The organism is Mycobacterium sp. MMS18-G62 (genome assembly GCF_053877835.1).
This window is the reverse complement of sequence record NZ_CM132662.1, coordinates 915,608-930,670: the sequence shown is the minus strand read 5'-3', so window position 1 is coordinate 930,670 and position 15,063 is coordinate 915,608. Positions and strand designations below refer to the sequence as shown.

Sequence of the window (15,063 nt, the reverse complement as noted above, 5' to 3'; positions counted from 1 at the left end):
ATGGACTTCGAAATGGGTCAGCAGGCCAACGGGCTTCGCCGTGAACTGCGCGAATTGGTGAAAACCCATGTGCCCGAGCACTATTTGGGTGCATTCACGGACAATCCCGCCGACCTCGAGATCGCCCAGCAGTTCTGCCGTACCCTGGCTGACCGCAACCTGCTGTGTCTGGCGTGGCCGGAAGAATTCGGCGGCGGCGGCGCATCGGTGTGGGAGCAGACGGTGGTGCGCGAAGAGATGTGGGCGCATCACGAGCCCCGCGGGGCTCAGTACATGGGCGTCAACTGGGTCGGGCCGATCATCATGCGCCACGGCACAGAAGAACAACAACGCAAACACCTGCCGCCCATCGCGCGCGGCGAAGTCATTTGGTGCCAAGGCTTTTCCGAGCCGGAAGCAGGATCGGACCTCGCGTCACTGCGCACAGCCGCCCGACGCGACGGCGACGGTTGGCTGGTCAGTGGTCAGAAGATCTGGACGTCCTACGCCACGATGGCGCAGTGGTGCTTCCTGCTCGCCCGCACCTCGAAAGGTGAGAAGAAGCAACAGGGCCTGACAATTTTCCTTGTACCCATGGATGATCCGGCGATCCAGGTGCGGCCGATCCGGTGCATGATGGGACCGCACCACCTGAACGAGGTCTTCTTCGACGACCTGCGAGTCACCGAGGCCGACGTGCTCGGCACCGTCGATCAGGGATGGTCGATCGTGCAGGACGTGATGTCGTTCGAGCGTGTCGGCATCGCGCGATACGCCCGCTGCGAACGACTTCTTGCCGCAGCGCCCGCGGTCCTTGGCGACCGCTGGGACGACCTGCCGTCCGACCTGCGGGGGCGTTGGGTCCGCATGCTCACACATTGCCGTCGCGCGCGGCTGATGGCGTACCGGGTGGTCGATCTGCAGAGCAGCGGGCGTATCCAACCCGGTGATGCCGCCGCGTACCGGATCGCCGTCACCAAGCTGGATCAGGACAGCGCGGAAGTGCTGATGGATATCGCCGCAGAGGTTTCCCACGACGCGCCGCGAGCCAAGTGGTTCCTGGGCGAAGTCGAGGACCACTGGCGGTATTCGCAGGCCTCGACGGTGTCGTCGGGAAGCATCGAGATGCAGCGCATCCTGCTGTCGCGAGCCTTGTTGGCGGCCGCAAAATGATTCTTGATCTCAGCGCCGACGCCAAAGAGTATGGCAAGCAGGCACTTCGGGCCTTTGAAGCCGCGGGGGGCGACCAGCTGGTGCAGCAGGCCGAAGCCAAACCCGATGTGCGTGAGTCCCTCGTTGGTCCGGTGTTGAGCGAGCTCGGTGGGTGGGAGCTCGACCCCCGAACCGATGCCGACGGGCTCGAGGCCGCCGCGGCCCTGTGCCGCAGCGCGGGCTACTGGGCCCTGCCATATCCGGTGGCGGAGCGGCTCGCGAAGCCAGCCGATCTGGCCGTCGACGGCCTGATCGTGGTGGCCGCCAACCGTCCGTCCGGTGTGGTGGTCGGGCTCGAGTCTGCTTGGGCCGCGGTCTCTTTGGATGGCGCGCGCACCAGAGTAGTCGGCCAGGGTGCGGCGAGCCCCGGGTTCGTGGCCGAGCTCGAACTGTCGGCCATCGACGACAACGGGGTAAACGATGTCGCGCTCGGCCTCGTGCTGCCGTGCTGGACCCTTCTCGGCATGCTCGACCGCGCAATCGAATTGACGATCGCCCACGTGAGCCTGCGCAAGCAGTTCGGTCAGCCGCTGTCGGCGTTTCAAGGTGTCCAGTTCCAGCTGACCGACGCCGAGGTCGAACGCAGCGGCCTCGACATCCTGGCCAAGTACGCGCTGTGGAGCATCGGCACGAACCGGCCCGAAGCCGTCGACGATGCACTGGCCCTGCGGATGTCGGCCATCGAGGCCGCCGAGGTCGTGTTCCGGGTGTGTCACCAGCTGCACGGCGCCGTCGGCTTCTGCGACGAGACGACGCTGTCGTGGCTGTCGCGGTACTCGCAGCCGTTGCGGCGGTTGCCGTTCGGGCTGTCCGCCACGCGCGATCTCCTGACCCGGCGGGTGGGCGGGCGCGGGCTGACGGGACTGTTCTCGTCATGAAATACGACCTACCCGACGAGCTGACCGTCGAGGCCGACGGCCCGGTGCGCACGGTGCTGATCAACCGTGCCGCCGAACTCAATTGCGTCAACGAGAACCTGCACTGGGCGCTGGCCAACGTGTGGCGGCAGTTGGCCGCTGACAAAGAGGCCAAGGTCGTCGTCCTGACAGGTGCCGGGCGCGCCTTCTGCGCCGGCGGCGACTTGAACTGGATCACTTCGTTTCTCGACGATCCCGTCGCGCGCGACGAGAGCATTCGCGAGGGCGCACAGATCATCGAGGAGATGCTGCGCTTTCCGCTGCCCATCATCGCGGCGGTCAACGGTCCCGCCGTCGGACTTGGGTGCAGCGTCGCGCTGCTCAGCGACATCATGCTGATCGCGGATACCGCATATCTGGCTGACCCACACGTCGGTGTGGGGCTGGTCGCCGGCGACGGTGGCGCCGCGTTCTGGCCGCTGCTGACACCGATCATGAGGTCGCGTGAGTACCTCTACACAGGCGATCGGATTCCAGCCGACACCGCCGTCGAACTCGGCCTTGCCAGTCGCACCGTCGCACTCGACGAGCTGGCCGCCGAGGCGCTGCGGCTCGCACAACGCCTCGCCGCCCAGCCGAGCGAGGCGCTGCAGGGCACCAAGCGCGTCGTCAACATGTATCTGTCGCAAGTGCTCGGCGGCCCCTTGCAGGCCGGCTTCGCCGCCGAACAAGCCACGATGAAATCCGACGACCACCGACAGCGACTCCTCGAGTTCCAGCGGAAGTCGAAGCGCTCATGACCCCGAGTAGGCGAACCGCCGAACGTGAAGATATGCACGATAATTCACCCGAATCTCGCACACAAGCTCACGTTGGGCCGCCAACCGACCTCGATGAGTTTCGCGCCACCGTCCGCGCCTGGTGCGAGGAACACGTGCCCGCCGACTGGCGCCAACAACAGACCGGTGCGAGCGACGAGGAATTCGTCCGCTTCCAGAAGGCATGGTTCGCCGAACTGCACAGCGCAGGCTTCGCGGTTCCGCACTGGCCTCGTGAATGGGGCGGCGGCCTCTCCGTGCCCGAGCAGATCGTGCTCTATCAGGAGTTGGCCGCACACGATGCGCCGCGGCTCGTGCTCGCATTCGTCGGCATTCACCACGCCGCGTCAACCCTGCTCGCGGCGGGCACCGAAGAGCAACGCAGGCGGCACCTTCCGGCCATCCTCGACGGCGAGATCTGGGTGCAGGGGTTCTCCGAACCCGAGGCCGGATCGGACCTCGCCAGTCTGCGCACATCCGCACTCCGGGTCGGTGACTCCTACGTCGTCAACGGCCAGAAGCTGTGGGCCAGCGGCGGAAAGCACGCCGACTGGTGCCTGCTGCTGGCCCGCACCGATCCCGATGCCCCCAAACGCAAAGGCATCTCGTACTTCCTGCTGGACATGACCACGCCGGGCGTCGAGGTGCGACCCATCCGCAATGCGATCGGGGACTCGCACTTCTGCGAGATCTTCCTCAACGACGTCCAGATCCCCGCCTCCAATCTCGTCGGCGCCGAGAACGCGGGATGGCAAGTGGCCCAAGCCACCCTGGGCGCCGAACGCGGCATGACGATGCTCGAGCTGGCGGAGCGGCTTGGAAACGCGGGCTTTCGCTGGCTGGTGCAGAGCTGCCCTCTCGACGACCCCGTCGTCCTCGACAGGCTCGCGCAATTCGACACCGAGATCACCGGCCTGCGTGGGTTGGCGCGTGAGGTGGTCGAGCGCACCGAACGGGGAGCCGCCGGACCGGCCGATGCGTCGATCGTCAAGCTCTACTACAGCGAGCTGCTGCAGCGGCTGACCGATTTCGGTTCGGAGATAGGCGGGTTGACGGCACACAGCCAACTGGCCAAGCCGATGTCGAGCGGCTGGGAATCCGGCGCCTGGGTGCTCGACTTCATCGGCTCATGGGAGTGGACGATCCCCGGTGGTTCGAGCGAGATCCAGCGGACGATCATCGCCGAGCGCGGGCTGGGACTGCCCCGAGAGCCGAGCGTCGCCTGATGGCACACGAATTCGACGAATTTCACGACGAACTGAGATCGGTTGCCGGTGACCTGCTCGCCAAGGACCGCGCCGTCGACTGGCCGACGCTCGTCGACGCCGGGTGGGTGGGGCTGGAAGTGCCGGAGCATCTCGGCGGAGCGGGTGCCACATTCGCCGAAGTGGCCGTCATCTGTGAGGAGATGGGACGCGCCGCCAGCTCCACGAGCTACTTGGGAAGCGCCGTGCTGGCAGTGGGAACGCTGAAAGCGCTGCAGCCCAGTGACACTCGTGATCGCCTTCTGAGCGATGTGGCCTCCGGCACCGTGAGGGCAGCCGTTGCGCTGGAATCGATGGACTTCGTGCCCGATGCCGAGGGCGCCGACCGCGTGCTCGTGATCACCGGCGAGGGTGTCGAGCTGACCGCTGCGACCGCGACAGCTAAGCCGGTTGTCGATGAAACACGACGGCTTGCCACCGTCACGGCGGGCGACGTATCAGAGATACTCCGATTCGACGGAGACCCCGAAGCCGTGGTTCGTCGCCTGCTGGACCGGGCCGCGGTCGCCATCGCCTGCGACAGCCTCGGGCTATGTGAGGCAATGCTTTCCGCGACCGTCGCATACGCGAAGGTGCGCCACCAGTTCGGAAGGCCCATCGGATCCTTCCAGGCCGTCAAACATGCCTGCGCCGACATGCAGGTGGCGATCGCTGTCTCCCGCCAACTCGTCGGCGCCGCAGTGGAAGCCGTCGCGGACGACGCCCGCGACGGCGGTGTCGCCGCATCGATGGCGAAGTCCTTCTGCTGTAGCGCCGCCGTCGACATTGCGGGCAAGGCCATGCAGCTGCACGGCGGCATTGGATACACGTGGGAGAGCGGCATCCATGTCTATCTCAAACGCGCCGTGCTCAACCGCTCGCTGTTCGGATCGCCCGCAGCCCACCGTAAAGAACTAGCTAAACGCTACCTATAGAGGAGTTTCGACAAATGGGTATCCCCGTCTACAAACGCATTCTCGACCTGTTCGAGGCCGAGGGCGTCAACACGTTGTTCGGCATTCCCGACCCGAACTTCGTGCACATGTTCACCGAAGCAGATTCGCGCGGCTGGTCGGTGGTAGCACCCCACCACGAGCTGAGCGCAGGCTTCATGGCGGAGGCGGCATCGCGTATGACGGGTAAGCCCGGTCTGTGCATCGGCACACTCGGCCCTGGAGTCGCCAACATCGCGGGCGCGATGATGTGTGCGCTAGTGGAGAACTCGCCGGTGATCTTTCTCGGCGGCCAGCGGGCCCGCATCACGGAGCGACGGGTGCGGCGCGGCCGCATCCAATTTGTCCAGCAGGAAGGGCTTTTCACGCCGTCGGTCAAGTACAGCTCGTCGATCGAGTACGCCGATCAGACCGACGAGATCGTCCGCGAAGCCATCCGCCGCGCGATGTCCGGCACGCCGGGACCGTCCTACATCGAGTACCCGTCGCACGTCATCCTCGAGGAGCTCGACGTGCCGGAACCCCTGCCGCCCAGCAGGTATCGTCTCGTCAACCAGGGCGCCGGTGCGCGTGAGATCGCCGAGGCCGCCGAGCTGATCCGTCGAGCCGAGAGCCCGATCCTTCTCGTGGGCCACGGTGTGCACACCTCACGCACCGGCGCCGCCGTCAAGGAGCTCGCCGAGCTGATGGCCTGCCCCGTCATCCAGACCTCGGGCGGGACGTCGTTCATCCCCGGTCTGGAAGATCGCACGTTCGCGTACGGGTTCTCACCGTCGGCGGTTGAGGCCGTGGTGAAGTCGGACCTGTGCGTCGCGCTGGGCACCGAACTGGGCGAACCCGTCCACTACGGCAGGACCCGACACTGGGCCGAACGCAACGACATTCGCAAGTGGATCTACGTCGAGCAGGATCCCGTCGCCATCGGAGTCAACCGGCCCATCGACGTGCCGCTGGTCGGAGATTTGCGTGGCGTCGTCCCTCAACTCGTCGAGGCCCTCCGTGAAAGTCCGCGTCAACCGGCAATCGATCTCGACGTGCTGATCAAGAAGGACGCCGAGGAGCTGGCCCAGCTCGCCGAGAACGCACCCAGCGGACGAACTCCGGTCCACCCGGCCCGCTTCGTCGTCGAAGCCACCAAGGCGTTCCCGAAGGACGGCATCCTTGTGCGCGACGGCGGGGCCACCGTGATCTTCCAGTGGACTTACTCGCAGGCCAAGCCGCACGACGTGATCTGGAATCAGAACTTCGGCCACCTCGGCACCGGGCTGCCATACGCCGTCGGCGCTTCGGTGGCGGACGGCGGTAAGCGTCCGGTGATGCTGTTGACGAGCGACTCGGCGTTCCTGTTCCACATCGCCGAACTCGAGACGGCGGCTCGGGAGAACCTGCCGCTGGTGTGCGTGGTCGGTGTCGACCACCAGTGGGGCCTAGAAGTCGGTGTGTACAAGCGCACGTTCGAGCAGCCGTCACCGCAGCCGGGTGTGCACTGGAGCAAGGACGTCCGGTTCGACAAGATCGCCGAGGGCTTCGGCTGCCACGGCGAATACGTCGAGAAGGACGACGAGATCGGACCCGCCATCGAGCGGGCCTACGCCAGCGGCAAGACCGCCGTTGTGCACGTCTGCATCGACCCGAAGGCCAACTCCGAGGAGATGCCGAAATACGACGAATTCAGAACCTGGTACGCCGAGGGCACGCAGTAGGGAAGGCTAGAGCAATGCGCGAATATCTCAAGTTCTATATCGACGGCCGGTGGGTCGAGCCGTTGCGGCCCAACACGCTGGATGTCGACGATCCGACCACCGAACAAGTTTCCGGCAGGATCGCGATCGGTTCGTCCGCAGACGTCGACCTGGCGGTGCAGGCCGCTCGCCGGGCGTTCGCTTCCTGGTCGCAGACCAGCCGCGAGGAGCGCCTCGATGTGCTGCAAGCGATGCTTGCCGAATACCAAAAGCGCGCCGGTGATCTCGCCGACGCGGTGACCGAGGAGATGGGCGCACCGCCCTCACTGGCGGCGGGTCCTCAGGTCAACCTCGGACTGGGGCATCTGGCGACGGCCATCGACGTGCTCAAGAACTTCGAGTTCGAGGAGCAGCACGGCTCCACCCTGGTCGTGAAGGAGCCGATCGGTGTCTGCGGGCTGATCACCCCATGGAACTGGCCGATCAACCAGATTGCTGTCAAGGTGTACCCGGCGTTGGCGACCGGCTGCACGATGGTGCTCAAGCCATCGGAGGTGGCGCCCTACTCCGCGCAGATCTTCACCGAAATCGTCGACGCCGCAGGCGTTCCCGCGGGCGTGTACAACATGGTGTTCGGCGACGGCCCAGGCGTCGGCGCGGCGATCTCGAGCCACCCCGACATCGACATGGTGTCCTTCACGGGGTCGACCCGCGCGGGTGTCGAGGTCGCCCGCAACGCAGCCCCGACGGTGAAGCGGGTAAGCCAGGAGCTCGGCGGTAAGAGTCCCAACATCGTGCTGGACGACGAGGCCTTCGCCAAGAGCGTGGCCGCGGGCGTGTCGGTGATGATGATGAACAGCGGGCAGAGCTGTAACGCCCCGTCGCGCATGCTGGTGCCGAACTCGCGGATGGACGAGGCCATCGCGATAGCCAGAGAGACCGCGGGAGCAGTCAAGATAGGCGACCCCGACGACAAGTCCGCAATCGGGCCCGTCGCGTCCAAAGCGCAGTTCGACAAGATCCAGGGGCTGATCCAGAAGGGCATCGACGAGGGCGCCACGGTCGTCGTCGGCGGCAAGGGCCGACCCGACAGCCTGGACGCGGGCTATTACGTCAAGCCAACGGTCTTCGCCCACGTCACGAACGACATGACCATCGCTCGCGAGGAGATCTTCGGCCCGGTGCTGTGCATCCTCGGCTACGACGACCTCGAGCAGGCGCTGGAGATTGCCAACGACACCGAATACGGCTTGGCCGGGTATGTTTCGGCCGCCGATCTCGACAAGGCGCGCGACATCGCCCGTCGGATCCGCGCCGGATCGGTGGCGATCAATCACGCATTCGACATGAATGCGCCTTTCGGCGGTTACAAGCGCAGCGGCAACGGACGCGAATGGGGTCAGTTCGCCTTCGACGAATACCTGGAAACCAAAGCCGCGTTGGGCTACGCGCCGCAGTAGGACGCTGACTCGCCGAGACTACGGAAATTGATGGAAATCGGCTGTATTACGTCATAAACCGTACTCTCGGCGCAAGACTCGTGGGATGCCCAGCGAAAAGTACGAATACGGAATCGATTTCAAGCGCATCGCGGCGATCGACATCCACACCCACGTGGAGGTCGACGGCCACGGCCGCAAGGCCTACGACGACGTATTGGTCGACGCCGTCGGCAAGTACTTCAAGATGGCACCCGGCGCGCTGTCGAGCGTGGACGCGCTGGCAGACGAGTACCGGCGGCACAACGCCGCTGCGGTGGTCTTCACCATCGACGCGCGTACCGGAATGCGCCACATACCCAACTCGATCGAGGACCTCGTCGCGGGCGCGGTCCGCAACAACGACGTGCTGATCCCGTTCGGCAGCGTCGACCCATGGCATGAGCGACGTGCGGTGCACCGCGTCCACGAGCTGGTCCGCGAATACGGCGTGAAGGGTTTCAAATTCCACCCCAGCATGCAGGCCTTCGAGCCCAACGACCGGCGCTTCTATCCGATCTACGAGGCGATCACCGAGGCCAAGGTGCCCGCGCTGTTCCACACCGGGCAGACCGGCATCGGTTCCGGACTGCCGGGCGGTCACGGCATCAAACTGCGATATTCCGACCCGATGTTGCTCGACGACGTCGCCGCCGACTTTCCCGAACTGACGATCGTGATGGCCCATCCGGCGGTGCCGTGGGTGGATTCGCAGATCTCGATCGCCACGCACAAATCAAACGTTTACCTCGACCTGTCGGGCTGGAGCCCCAAGTACTTCCCGCCGCAACTGGTGCACGCCGCCAACCGGCAGCTGCGCACCAAAGTCCTGTTCGGAACGGACTATCCGTACATCAAGATGGACCGGTGGCGCCGTGATTTCGAGACCCTCGACATGGATCCGGCCGTCGCGCCGCTGATCTTCAAGGACAACGCGCTGCGGGTGCTCGGCGTCAAGCCAACGGCCTAGCGGAACGCGTTCGCGATGGTCGCCATGTCGAAGTAGTCACGCCAGGCCGCGATCCGGCCGTCTCGCACCTCGAAGACGCCCATCACCGGGAGCGCGATCTGGCCGCCGTCCTTACGGCGCATCACGTCGGTGCGCTCATTCATCACCACAGCGCCGTCGCTGACCTGCCGGTGCACGTTGAAATCGATGCCGTCGAATGCGGCGAGAAAGCCCGCGATGAACTCCTTGATGGCCCCGCGTCCCTGGACCGGATCCATCGGAATGTTGTGGTAGACGGCGTCGTCGGTGAAGTAATCGGCCAGCTCGTCGGGATCGGGCGCGGCCCACAGCGTGCAGAACTCGGTCACCAGTTCGTCGGCGGAGCGTGTCATGGGCTCACGCTACTGCGCGATGATTTTCGTACGCCTCGGCAGTCAGAATCGGTGACCTACCCACCACCATCACCTGAAGGAGACCATCGTGGCCACTCGTGAAGGCGCACCCCTCGGTGCTCCCACCTGGATCGACCTGGCGACGTCCGACCTCGACCGCGCCCAAGACTTCTACGGCGCGGTCTTCGGCTGGACCTTCGAATCCGCCGGACCCGAGTACGGCGGCTACGTCAACGCATCCAAGGACGGCCGACCGGTGGCCGGGCTGATGTACAACGACCCGCAATACAACAGCCCCGACGGCTGGACCACCTACTTCCACACCGCCGACGTCAAGGCCACCCTGGCCGCAGCCACTGCAGCGGGAGCCGTCAGTTGTATCGAACCGATGGAAGTCAAGGACAAGGGCTGGATGGCGTTGCTCACCGATCCCACCGGTGCGTTCTTCGGACTGTGGCAGCCCATCGGCCACCAGGGCTTCGAGGTCGTCGGCGAGGCAGGCGCGCCGGTCTACCACCAGCTCACCACCCGCGACTACAACAAGGCGCTCGACTTCTACCGCGAGGTGTTCGGCTGGAACACCGAGACCGTGTCCGACACCGACGAATTCCACTACAGCACAGCTCTTTTCGGCGGCGAGGCGTTGCTCGGAGTGATGGACGGCACGCGGGACCTTCCTGAAGGCGTCCCGTCGAACTGGTTCTTCTTCCTCGGCGCAGACGACGTGGACAAGACGGTGCAGTTGATCAAGGACAACGGCGGCACCGTGATCCGTAACGCAGAGGACACCCCGTACGGCCGGCTCGCCGCCGTGGCGGATCCGACGGGCGCGGGTTTCAACCTGTCTTCGCTGGCCCAGTGACGTCACGCTGCCGGGCAGGTCGCCCCTTGCGCAGCATGTCCAGCAGTTCCCGGTATGGGCCTACCAGGTAGGCGGTGTCACCCGCGGTCAAGGTTGCGTCGCGGCGCGGGTGCAACGTGACCTTGCCGTCGCTGTGGGTGATCACGATGACGCGAGTTTGCGTCGACAGCTCGAACATGCGCCGCCCGTCGAGTTCGCTGCCTGGCTCCACCCATACGCCGCCGACCATGAAGGAGCGCTGGCCGACCGAAAACGTCGTGATCACCTCCAGCCCCATCGCCGCGCCGATGAACCATGGCGTTGTCAGCTCGACCGTCGAGCGGACGAAGTCGAAGCCGAACCGCTGCGCGACGGCCGCGCCGAGCACCCGGTCGTATATCCGCAGCACGATCGGCACGTGCGGCCGGACGACCTCCGGCATCACGCGTGGCCCCAGCATCTCGCGCAGCACGATGCCGGTCTCGATGTTGACCATGTCGTCCTGGGTCAGCACCGCGATCGCTCGGGCTTCGTCGACCCTGGCGGATTCCAGCGTCTGGTGCAGGGTGGCGTCACCGAAGATCACCGGGACGTCGAGTTGGTCCGCCGTGGACAGGAAGCGGTTGTTTTCGTTGCGCTCGATGACCGCGACGTCGTATCCGGCGGCCCGCAGGTCGCTGACCACGCGGACGCCGAACGAGCCGAGCCCGACGACCACGATGTGGTTGCGCAAGTGGCGTACACGTCGGCGTCCGGCGGAATGGGCGAATCGGCGCGACAACAGCAGATCGGCGATGAATGCCACCAGAATCGCCACGGTGATGACGCCGGCGAACATCATCACGACGCCCCACAGTCGCAGCCACGTCGGCTGGTCGATGAAGTTGAAGTCGCCGTACCCGACGGTCGCGATCGTCTCGGTGGAGAAATACAACGCGTCCACCCAGGTCATCCCCGGCAACTGGTAGGCGAAGCGCAGCAACACCGTCGAGCCGATCAGCAGGGCCAAGGCGACGACCAACGCGCGGTGGAACATCGGATTGATGTCGTCGCGCACTGTTCGCAGGGCGTCGCCTACGCGCCGCAGCGGAGTGCGGCGCGCCCGCTCGTGCGACCTCGGCCGAGGAACTTTGATGCCGCGGACGGCCAGCTCATCGGCGGTGCCGATCATCGCGGTCCAGTCGCCGGCGTGCACCCGAAGATCGCGGCCGGGGCAGGCCATCACCTCACCTGGGGACGCCGAGTTTTCGCCGCGGATGACCGCGACCGGGGCCAGGTCGCCGTAGATCTCCCGCAGTGTCGCGTCGTGGGGCGCGTCGGCGCCGGAGACTACGAACTTGATGCCGGCCGCGTCGAAGGCGTGGGTGGTGCGCGCCAGGCAGTCCTCGACCACCGACGGCGCCGCGAGGTCGGCGACGTCGAGGATCGCTCCCGGTCCGTTGGCGTCCGCAACTGCCTCACGCAATACACTGTTGGCGAGCCGGGCGACCACCCGAACGTGCGGGTTGGCTTTCCTTGCCAGCAGCGCGATTTCGAGATTGATGGCATCGTCGTCGCCGACGCAGATGATCGCATTGGCGCGCGCAATACCGGCCTCCGCCAGTTCATCGGCGGCGGTGAGCTTCACAACGCTGATGCCGGCGTTGTTCAGCTCCTCGACGATCCGTATCGCCAACGCATCGTCGCCGCAGACGATGGTGTGCCCCTGCATGCTCAGCACGCTAGCGCGGAAACCTCGGCCACGAAGGGTGAAGATACAAGCATGCCCAGCAGTCCCAAGATCTACCTGAAGGCCTGTATCAACGGCGCACGGACGCCGGAGGCACATCCGAAGCTGCCTGTGACGCCCGAGCAGCTGGCCGCAGAGGCCCTGGCCGCACATGGCGCCGGCGCCAAGGCGGTGCATATGCATCCCAAGACCGCCGACGGTGTCGACTCGCTGCTTCCGCAGCACGTGGACGCCGCGGTGTCGGCTGTGCGGCACGCGGCTCCCGGCCTGCCGCTCGGCGTGACGACGGGTTTTTGGGCGCTCTCGGACGCCGAGGCGCGTCTGCGGGCCGTCGACGGGTGGACCGTATTGCCTGACTTCGCATCGGTGAACTGGCACGAACCGGGCTCGGAGGAGCTGGCCCGGCTGCTGTTGAGTAAAGGCATCGGCGTCGAGTGCGGCATTTTCCACACGGAGGCGGCCGAGTCGTGGGCGGCTTCCGAGATCGCGCAGCACTGCATGCGGGTGATGATCGAACTGTCCGGCGACGGTGATATTGCGACCGCCGACGACCTGCTGAGCCAGGTGCTGACGGCCGGCTCGCCCGCGCCTGTGCTGCTGCATGGTTTGGACGAAAGTTGTTGGCCGCTGCTGCAACACGCCGGGACGCGGGGCGTGCAGACCCGCATCGGCTTGGAGGACACGCTGCGGCTGCCTGACGGGTCCACTGCTCCGGACAACGCGGCGCTGGTGTCCGCTGCGGTGCAGTTGCTCAGTCTGTAGGCGCCGCCAGCGCGAAATCGGCGTAGTCGAATCCTGGCACCACGACACAGCTGACCAGGCACGGGTCGTCGTCTCGGGGACGCGCTCGTTGCCAATGGCCGGGTGGCACAACGAATTGCGGTTGTTCGCCGGCGATGATGTCGGCACCGAGCAGATGCGTTGTGGCGCCGTCCTGTTCGGGTCCGACCTGCAGCAGCAGCGGACCACCCGAATGGTAGAGCCAGAGTTCCGCGCTGCGCACGGTATGCCACGCCGATTGCTGACCGGGCATGAGCAGGAACAGGATTGCCGTTCCGGCGCTGCGCGGGCCGGTGTAGTCCGGCGGCAGCGCGGATTGAGGCATCGTCAGCCCGCTCCGCCACGTCTCCTTGAACCAGCCGCCCTCCGGATGCGGGGACAGCTCGAGCCGGCGCGCCCAGTCCGGAAGTTCGCTCATCACGTTCCCCCTCGATCGGTTTGGCAACTCAACAGTAGAGATCTCACCCGATACTCTCATCGCATGGCACGCCTGCGTCCCGGTTGGCTGGTCGTGTTGTGCGCGGCGATCCTGGCCGTCAGTGCCTGGCTGCCGTGGTTGACAAGCAAGGCCCAAGGGGGAGGACACGCCAACGCGATCGGGGGCATCGTCGGCACCATGCCCGTGCCGCCGCCGGGTTTCGGGGTGGGGCAGCTGATCGTCTTGCTGGCGTCGATGCTGATCGTCGCGGGCGCGATGGCCGCGCGTGGTCTGTCGGCACGACTGGCCGCGACGACGGCCTTGGCTATCTCGGTGCTGCTCGTCGTGCTGACGATGTGGTACTACCGGCTCTACGTCTACCCGCCGGTCGCCGCGGGCTACGGCCTCTATCTCGGCGTGGTGTTCGCGGCCGTCTCGGTGCTGCTGTCGGTGTGGACGATGGTGGCGGCGTGGGCCGCGGTGGCTCGCGCATCATGAGCGGTTTCGTCGAACAGGTCAGGTTGGCCGGCGAGCGATGGGTCACGCTGGAACCGCTTACCCGCGAGCACATTCCGGAGATCGCGGCCGCGGCCGCCGACGGGGAGCTGGGCGATCTCTGGTTCACACACGCGCCGAAGGCCGGGGCCGTTGAGCGCTGGGTGGACACTCGGCTGGCGGCGCAGAAGCCCAACGAGGGCCTGACGTTCATGGTGCGCCGCCTCGACGGGACGGTGGTGGGATCGTCGAGCTATTTGAATGTCGACGCCGCCAACCGGCGGCTCGAGATCGGTAATACGTGGTACGTCAAAGCTGCTCGGCGAAGTGGTGTCAACAGCGAGACGAAGCTGCTGATGCTGGGTCATGCCTTCGACGAGTTAGCCTGTGTGGCAGTTGAATTCCGCACTCACTTTTTCAACTTCGCCAGCCGCGCGGCCATCGAGCGGCTCGGCGCGAAACTGGACGGCGTGCTGCGCAGCCACCAGGTGTTGCCCGACGGGTCGCGGCGCGACACCGTCGTGTACTCGATACTCGACATCGAGTGGCCGGCTGTCCGCAATAGTCTGCGATTCCGGTTGTCCCGCAACGAGTAAGTGAACTTGTGCGCGAGCTGTGGACGCAAGCCGCGCACAAGTTCACGCTTGCGGCTACCTACTCGGAATCGACAGTCGTGGGTTGGATGGATCTCTGTTGCCCGCCGTGGGCGACGTCGATCTTGCGCGGCTTGGCGCGTTCGGCCATCGGAATGGTCACGGTCAGCACGCCGTTCTCATACGTCGCCGAGATGGCGGACGAGTCGATGCCCTCACCGAGGGACAGCTGACGGCGGTAGCTGCCGAAGAACCTCTCGTTGGCCAGCCACTGCACGGCGTCCTCGGAGCGGGCGGTGCGATGCGCCGAGATGGTCAAGGTGCCGTTGTCGACGTTGACATCGACCGATCCGGGATCGACGCCGGGCAGGTCAGCGGTCAAGACGTAATGATCGTCGATCTTGCATAGATCCATCGGCATGAACCGCGGGGTGCGATTTGATCCTGATTGGCTGCTCAGCAAGCCCCGGGTCCAGGAATCGAGGTCACTGAACGGATCGAAGCGAAGCACAGCAATCCACCTCCTATGTCACTCAGAGCCCGCCACCCTGGCGGGCAGCTAAATCACTGTGCACCTGCGATGTTAGCACTCTCACTATGAGAGTGCTAGCAGATTTTTCCGGCCGAATGTGAATTTTTTGTC

Annotated in this window: 16 protein-coding genes; 12 read left to right on the top strand and 4 right to left on the bottom strand. The window is 65.6% G+C overall.

Annotated elements, in window-relative coordinates; genetic code table 11:
- The 8 genes from ACWW36_RS04555 (at position 1) to ACWW36_RS04520 (ending at position 9,193) form a co-directional block, all read left to right on the top strand.
- A complete protein-coding gene (locus tag ACWW36_RS04555; protein ID WP_456142361.1) occupies positions 1 to 1,152 on the top strand; it encodes an acyl-CoA dehydrogenase family protein in 1,152 nt (383 codons plus the stop codon).
- Positions 1,149 to 2,069, top strand: coding sequence for an acyl-CoA dehydrogenase family protein (locus ACWW36_RS04550; protein ID WP_456140410.1), 921 nt, complete (start codon positions 1,149 to 1,151; stop codon positions 2,067 to 2,069). Before ACWW36_RS04555 ends, ACWW36_RS04550 begins: the two co-directional genes overlap by 4 nt.
- On the top strand, positions 2,066 to 2,848 hold the full coding sequence (locus ACWW36_RS04545) for an enoyl-CoA hydratase/isomerase family protein (RefSeq protein WP_456140409.1): 783 nt from the start codon (positions 2,066 to 2,068) through the stop codon (positions 2,846 to 2,848). Before ACWW36_RS04550 ends, ACWW36_RS04545 begins: the two co-directional genes overlap by 4 nt.
- Before the next feature lie 32 nt (positions 2,849 to 2,880).
- Positions 2,881 to 4,092 (top strand): acyl-CoA dehydrogenase family protein, encoded by a 1,212-nt coding sequence (locus tag ACWW36_RS04540; protein WP_456140408.1) that lies wholly within the window; start codon positions 2,881 to 2,883, stop codon positions 4,090 to 4,092.
- Positions 4,092 to 5,045, top strand: a complete 954-nt coding sequence (locus tag ACWW36_RS04535) for an acyl-CoA dehydrogenase family protein (RefSeq protein WP_456140407.1) — start codon at positions 4,092 to 4,094, stop codon at positions 5,043 to 5,045. The genes ACWW36_RS04540 and ACWW36_RS04535 overlap by 1 nt, the downstream gene beginning before the upstream one ends.
- 14 nt (positions 5,046 to 5,059) lie before the next feature.
- A complete protein-coding gene (locus tag ACWW36_RS04530; protein ID WP_456140406.1) occupies positions 5,060 to 6,766 on the top strand; it encodes a thiamine pyrophosphate-binding protein in 1,707 nt (568 codons plus the stop codon).
- A gap of 14 nt (positions 6,767 to 6,780) precedes the next feature.
- Positions 6,781 to 8,205 carry an aldehyde dehydrogenase family protein gene (locus tag ACWW36_RS04525; protein ID WP_456140405.1) on the top strand — a complete coding sequence of 475 codons (1,425 nt, stop codon included), beginning with the start codon at positions 6,781 to 6,783 and terminating at the stop codon, positions 8,203 to 8,205.
- An 85-nt stretch (positions 8,206 to 8,290) separates the two neighbouring features.
- Entirely contained in the window at positions 8,291 to 9,193 is a 903-nt protein-coding gene (locus ACWW36_RS04520) for an amidohydrolase family protein (protein ID WP_456140404.1), read from the top strand.
- Here the strand turns inward: ACWW36_RS04520 and ACWW36_RS04515 are convergent.
- On the bottom strand, positions 9,190 to 9,564 hold the full coding sequence (locus ACWW36_RS04515; RefSeq protein WP_456140403.1) for a nuclear transport factor 2 family protein: 375 nt from the start codon (positions 9,562 to 9,564) through the stop codon (positions 9,190 to 9,192). The genes ACWW36_RS04520 and ACWW36_RS04515 overlap by 4 nt on opposite strands.
- 88 nt (positions 9,565 to 9,652) lie before the next feature.
- Here ACWW36_RS04515 and ACWW36_RS04510 point away from each other — a divergent pair, with 88 nt between their 5' ends.
- Entirely contained in the window at positions 9,653 to 10,426 is a 774-nt protein-coding gene (locus ACWW36_RS04510; RefSeq protein ID WP_456140402.1) for a VOC family protein, read from the top strand.
- On the opposite strand, the gene ACWW36_RS04505 is transcribed toward ACWW36_RS04510, so the two are convergent.
- The gene (locus tag ACWW36_RS04505) at positions 10,401 to 12,116 is read right to left on the bottom strand and encodes an NAD-binding protein (RefSeq protein ID WP_456140401.1); all 1,716 of its coding nucleotides are present in this window, start codon (positions 12,114 to 12,116) and stop codon (positions 10,401 to 10,403) included. The genes ACWW36_RS04510 and ACWW36_RS04505 overlap by 26 nt on opposite strands.
- Before the next feature lie 51 nt (positions 12,117 to 12,167).
- On the opposite strand from ACWW36_RS04505, the gene ACWW36_RS04500 reads away from it, so the two are divergent.
- Positions 12,168 to 12,896, top strand: a complete 729-nt coding sequence (locus tag ACWW36_RS04500; protein WP_456140400.1) for a 3-keto-5-aminohexanoate cleavage protein — start codon at positions 12,168 to 12,170, stop codon at positions 12,894 to 12,896.
- Here the strand turns inward: ACWW36_RS04500 and ACWW36_RS04495 are convergent.
- Entirely contained in the window at positions 12,886 to 13,332 is a 447-nt protein-coding gene (locus tag ACWW36_RS04495; protein ID WP_456140399.1) for a cupin domain-containing protein, read from the bottom strand. The two genes, ACWW36_RS04500 and ACWW36_RS04495, sit on opposite strands and share 11 nt — an antisense overlap.
- A 63-nt stretch (positions 13,333 to 13,395) precedes the next feature.
- On the opposite strand from ACWW36_RS04495, the gene ACWW36_RS04490 reads away from it, so the two are divergent.
- A complete protein-coding gene (locus ACWW36_RS04490; RefSeq protein WP_456140398.1) occupies positions 13,396 to 13,830 on the top strand; it encodes a hypothetical protein in 435 nt (144 codons plus the stop codon).
- The gene (locus ACWW36_RS04485) at positions 13,827 to 14,423 is read left to right on the top strand and encodes a GNAT family N-acetyltransferase (RefSeq protein ID WP_456140397.1); all 597 of its coding nucleotides are present in this window, start codon (positions 13,827 to 13,829) and stop codon (positions 14,421 to 14,423) included. The genes ACWW36_RS04490 and ACWW36_RS04485 overlap by 4 nt, the downstream gene beginning before the upstream one ends.
- A 58-nt stretch (positions 14,424 to 14,481) precedes the next feature.
- Here ACWW36_RS04485 and ACWW36_RS04480 read toward each other — a convergent pair whose 3' ends face one another.
- Positions 14,482 to 14,931: an Hsp20/alpha crystallin family protein gene (locus ACWW36_RS04480; protein ID WP_456140396.1), complete on the bottom strand. Its 450-nt coding sequence runs from the start codon at positions 14,929 to 14,931 to the stop codon at positions 14,482 to 14,484.
- Positions 14,932 to 15,063 lie beyond the last annotated feature (132 nt).

Excerpts from the sequence above, each read along its gene's own strand:
- ACWW36_RS04555 (WP_456142361.1), top strand. The coding sequence starts at position 1 with ATGGACTTCGAAATGGGTCAGCAGGCCAACGGGCTTCGCCGTGAACTG.
- ACWW36_RS04550 (WP_456140410.1), top strand. The coding sequence starts at position 1,149 with ATGATTCTTGATCTCAGCGCCGACGCCAAAGAGTATGGCAAGCAGGCA.
- ACWW36_RS04545 (WP_456140409.1), top strand. The coding sequence starts at position 2,066 with ATGAAATACGACCTACCCGACGAGCTGACCGTCGAGGCCGACGGCCCG.
- ACWW36_RS04540 (WP_456140408.1), top strand. The coding sequence starts at position 2,881 with ATGCACGATAATTCACCCGAATCTCGCACACAAGCTCACGTTGGGCCG.
- ACWW36_RS04535 (WP_456140407.1), top strand. The coding sequence starts at position 4,092 with ATGGCACACGAATTCGACGAATTTCACGACGAACTGAGATCGGTTGCC.
- ACWW36_RS04530 (WP_456140406.1), top strand. The coding sequence starts at position 5,060 with ATGGGTATCCCCGTCTACAAACGCATTCTCGACCTGTTCGAGGCCGAG.
- ACWW36_RS04525 (WP_456140405.1), top strand. The coding sequence starts at position 6,781 with ATGCGCGAATATCTCAAGTTCTATATCGACGGCCGGTGGGTCGAGCCG.
- ACWW36_RS04520 (WP_456140404.1), top strand. The coding sequence starts at position 8,291 with ATGCCCAGCGAAAAGTACGAATACGGAATCGATTTCAAGCGCATCGCG.
- ACWW36_RS04515 (WP_456140403.1), bottom strand. The coding sequence starts at position 9,564 with ATGACACGCTCCGCCGACGAACTGGTGACCGAGTTCTGCACGCTGTGG.
- ACWW36_RS04505 (WP_456140401.1), bottom strand. The coding sequence starts at position 12,116 with ATGCAGGGGCACACCATCGTCTGCGGCGACGATGCGTTGGCGATACGG.
- ACWW36_RS04500 (WP_456140400.1), top strand. The coding sequence starts at position 12,168 with ATGCCCAGCAGTCCCAAGATCTACCTGAAGGCCTGTATCAACGGCGCA.
- ACWW36_RS04495 (WP_456140399.1), bottom strand. The coding sequence starts at position 13,332 with ATGAGCGAACTTCCGGACTGGGCGCGCCGGCTCGAGCTGTCCCCGCAT.
- ACWW36_RS04490 (WP_456140398.1), top strand. The coding sequence starts at position 13,396 with ATGGCACGCCTGCGTCCCGGTTGGCTGGTCGTGTTGTGCGCGGCGATC.
- ACWW36_RS04485 (WP_456140397.1), top strand. The coding sequence starts at position 13,827 with ATGAGCGGTTTCGTCGAACAGGTCAGGTTGGCCGGCGAGCGATGGGTC.